Here is a 3,285-nt window from a genome sequence, read left to right as displayed (position 1 = left end):
CATTTAACACAGCTTTCAGATGATGAACTAGAAACATTATATTATGAATCATCGGCTCAATTTTTAGCTAAAGCAATGCACTTTATGAAGATTGAGAATGAACTGTTTTCAAGAAAGAATGTAATTGTAAGTGATGAAATTCTAATAAATACTGGCAATAATATTATTGAAGCCATTAATCAGGTGAGCAATTGAAACATAGAAAAGAGTATAGCATGAAAAAAGAAGCACAAGACGCACAATGGTTTATTTTAAAATTAATCGGTAGTCACTTAGAACAAATGGCTGTACATGAATTGAAAATTAATGATGTTAATTCTAAAACTTCAATAGACTTATGGAACTATTATAAGTTATGGAATGAAGAACTAGAACAATTATACAAACAAAATAGTTTTTATATTAAAAATGGCGAATATGATAAAGTTGAAACGCCAGAACGACAAGAACCGCCAAAATTTTAAGAAAAGAGCATGACATGAAATATGATATTTGGTATAGCGCAATAGACGGAGATTATTATAAAACAAGCGACACGCTAGAAGAAGCAAATAATGATTTTGCGTTTGTATTAACAATGTATAGGCTTGTTCCTTTATTTGAGATGCGTTTAATTGAAATTGATTCACAGGGCGAATATAAAGTTATTAAGTCATTTAAAAATATGAAAGCAAATAATAAAGACATAGTTATGGCGAAAGCATATTATAATTCACGTACACGTAAAGGAGAATAATTATCTTTATTTTAACAGACGATACAATTAGAAGTATTGTACTAATTCAGCAAGCTCATAAAAGGGCAAATAACAACTTTAATGATATTGTGGCACAATTATATCAACAAGAGTTTAAAACGCAAGAGAAAGCAAAATATGAGCATATAAAGCAAGCTAAGGAGAAAGCACTTGAAGAACAACGAATTAGTGAAGAAAATAAACGAAGAACTGAAGCTGAAAAACAAGCCGAATCTGACAGAATCTCAAGAGAACATGATAAGACAACTGAACAACCTGACACCGAAAGGACGCAAGAAGTTAGCGATGAAAATGAAAATGAGAGAGGTGTACCAAACACAACAACTAGTGACACTATTGGAAGTGATTGGCCTAGTGTAAGCCCAGAAATAGCTGCGAGTTATATGTCAAGTAAGACAGGAGTAAGTGCTGGTAAATGGCTTGATGTTATTTATAAGGAGTCAAGTGGAAACCCTTATGTTGAAAATCCGATTGGATGTTATGGACTTCTTCAAATTAACCAAAATTCACATGGAAATGTTTCTGGGATGACACCACAAGATTATTTAGACAAAGCAGTAAGTATATATCAAGGTTCAGGCGGTACAGCTTGGATGACTTGGTAAAAAATAAATTAATTAAAAATAGAAAGTAGGTATATCCTCTTTAAAATATGCTCAATTACAAAAGAAAAACAGCTATAAAGCTGTCTTTTTTTATTCTATGGTTTAGTTGCGTTTGGTCCAAATTCAGCATCTAGTTCCACTTGTAACATGGTATCTTTAGGCAAATTAAGTTTACCCCATTTGTTTTGATAGTTTTCTAACATGCGTGTAGATCGTACATAGCGTACTGATACTCCATTAGATACATAGTAGCGTTTTGTGTCTGTACAATAAATAAGATACATTTCGATTTCCTTTTCGTTTTGTTTGCTTTCAGTTTTCACTGTAAGGCGTTTGTTTAGTTCTGCAATAAAATATGAGCGACAACTTTCTAAAGTGCCACCATGGACTTCTACTGACCGTCTAGGACACGAAGTAGATGATAGTTCTTGATGTAACTTGACTGTATCACGATTAGGAGTTAATCCCCACTGTTTCATATACTTGGCTACGTCGTCTAGTACCGCTTGTTCGTTCTTCAAGAACTGGCTTAAATCTCCCTCTGATTGGCATACTTCCCAACTAGCATAATTTGCGTTACCATATGAGTTAGCACAATGCCATGCCTTGTTAGAGAAGTCAGAAGCCTGTAATCGTCCATCCGAAGCGATATAAACATGAGCAAAACCATTTTCAGGGTTGTGTGTAGGTAGCCAACCATTGTAGAAGCCAGTGTTAGCACCATTTGAGCCTGCGTCATTGTGAATTACAACCCCAGTAGGGTTATGACCACGAACGCCAGCATTAGTTATATTCATTCTTTTTTATCCTCCGTTTGTTCTTCTTCAACTTCGGGAATACTTACACCATTCTTCTTGATAAGTTTAACCAAACCGGCAAACATAGGGCTGATACTTGCAATTAAATAAATAAATTGACCTACGAAGTACAACAATCCTACGTCAATCACTGTTTTCGCAATGTCAGAGGTTGAAGGAGTTTGTGTAAAGTAAAATACTGCATATAAAACCCATAGCGAGAAAACTACCGTCAAATCAATTACAAGTCTACGTTTGAAAGGTGGATTCATTGTTTCTCTATCTTTAACCCATGTAGCGAACAAAATCGCCAAAATCAAGATAGTTATTAAAATCATTCTAGTTACCATTATATTTTGCTTTCTATTTGTTTACAATAAAGGCGCTGATAAAGCGAAAGATATTGTTTTTCCGTTCATTGAAGTTTTATTTGGATTACCTACTGCGATACCACTTGGAGACATGCTAATTAAAGATAACGACAGGTTTCCAGGAGAATAAAATGTACCAACAGAATCAAATTGAGGTAAATTTGATCCAAAAGCAGGTGGGAAAGTGCCAACCGGAACAATGAAATTCGGTGCGACATTTGGCACAGGAATGCTATTTCCTCTAACGTAAATTACACCATTAATAATCCTTGCCTGTAATATTCCAGTTGAACCTACTCCACCAGCCCTATTTAAATCAGTCCAAGGAACATCCTTTTTATTGACTAGGCTATTAATAATAACATCATCAAGTAAAGTATGTTCAGTTGGGCTCTTAGCGTTTATAACTCCAGTTCCGTTAGTTGTTCTAATATCTATCACAACTTTTAGTACACCTGAATTATTATTTAAATCAACATTGTTGCTATTGTTTGAAGTTTCGGCCGATAAAGTAACGGGGTGTTCGATTCGAGTTAAGTCAATATTTGCATGAATATAGTTGACAGAATCTGCTTTTAAAGCCACCGTTTCATTTATCAGTTCAAAATATCTACCTCCAGCAATAATTGAAGTATTAGTATATTGTACATTGAGAGCTGTATTTAACGGACTTGTCCAGTCTTTGCGCCTGATTGTTCCATAGTCCATTCCTGTCAACATCATGTATAGTTTTCCGTCATTATTAGAACCGACTG

General features: G+C 34.6%; 7 protein-coding genes. 4 read left to right on the top strand and 3 right to left on the bottom strand.

Annotated features, from left to right (window positions below; all coding sequences use genetic code 11):
- From AP059_RS21780 to AP059_RS21775, 4 genes are all read left to right on the top strand, one after another.
- On the top strand, positions 1 to 195 hold a 195-nt coding region (locus tag AP059_RS21780; protein WP_082712466.1), incomplete at its 5' end, for a hypothetical protein.
- Between the two features lie 20 nt (positions 196 to 215).
- Positions 216 to 464, top strand: coding sequence for a hypothetical protein (locus AP059_RS00240; RefSeq protein WP_059874920.1), 249 nt, complete (start codon positions 216 to 218; stop codon positions 462 to 464).
- A 14-nt stretch (positions 465 to 478) separates the two neighbouring features.
- A complete protein-coding gene (locus tag AP059_RS00235; protein WP_059874907.1) occupies positions 479 to 736 on the top strand; it encodes a hypothetical protein in 258 nt (85 codons plus the stop codon).
- Positions 737 to 825: 89 nt separating this feature from the next.
- Positions 826 to 1,362, top strand: coding sequence for a transglycosylase SLT domain-containing protein (locus tag AP059_RS21775; RefSeq protein WP_218187007.1), 537 nt, complete (start codon positions 826 to 828; stop codon positions 1,360 to 1,362).
- A 95-nt stretch (positions 1,363 to 1,457) separates the two neighbouring features.
- On the opposite strand, the gene AP059_RS21770 is transcribed toward AP059_RS21775, so the two are convergent.
- The 3 genes from AP059_RS21770 to AP059_RS22180 form a co-directional block, all read right to left on the bottom strand.
- Positions 1,458 to 2,159: a peptidoglycan recognition protein family protein gene (locus AP059_RS21770; RefSeq protein WP_082706700.1), complete on the bottom strand. Its 702-nt coding sequence runs from the start codon at positions 2,157 to 2,159 to the stop codon at positions 1,458 to 1,460.
- Positions 2,156 to 2,497: a hypothetical protein gene (locus AP059_RS00220; protein ID WP_218187006.1), complete on the bottom strand. Its 342-nt coding sequence runs from the start codon at positions 2,495 to 2,497 to the stop codon at positions 2,156 to 2,158. The genes AP059_RS21770 and AP059_RS00220 overlap by 4 nt, the downstream gene beginning before the upstream one ends.
- Before the next feature lie 33 nt (positions 2,498 to 2,530).
- A partial coding sequence (locus tag AP059_RS22180) for a hypothetical protein (protein ID WP_218187005.1) occupies positions 2,531 to 3,285 on the bottom strand: 755 nt, incomplete at its 5' end.

Origin of the sequence: Pseudomonas sp. TAA207 (genome assembly GCF_001529285.1) — a bacterium.
GTDB lineage: Bacteria > Pseudomonadota > Gammaproteobacteria > Pseudomonadales > Pseudomonadaceae > Aquipseudomonas > Aquipseudomonas weihenstephanensis.
Note: the sequence above shows the minus strand (reverse complement) of the source record. Positions and strands in the feature narration are given on the sequence as shown.

Bases quoted from the DNA above. Each gene is read 5' to 3' on its own strand.
- AP059_RS21770 (WP_082706700.1), bottom strand. From the start codon at position 2,159: ATGAATATAACTAATGCTGGCGTTCGTGGTCATAACCCTACTGGGGTT.
- AP059_RS00235 (WP_059874907.1), top strand. From the start codon at position 479: ATGAAATATGATATTTGGTATAGCGCAATAGACGGAGATTATTATAAA.
- AP059_RS00240 (WP_059874920.1), top strand. From the start codon at position 216: ATGAAAAAAGAAGCACAAGACGCACAATGGTTTATTTTAAAATTAATC.
- AP059_RS00220 (WP_218187006.1), bottom strand. From the start codon at position 2,497: ATGATTTTAATAACTATCTTGATTTTGGCGATTTTGTTCGCTACATGG.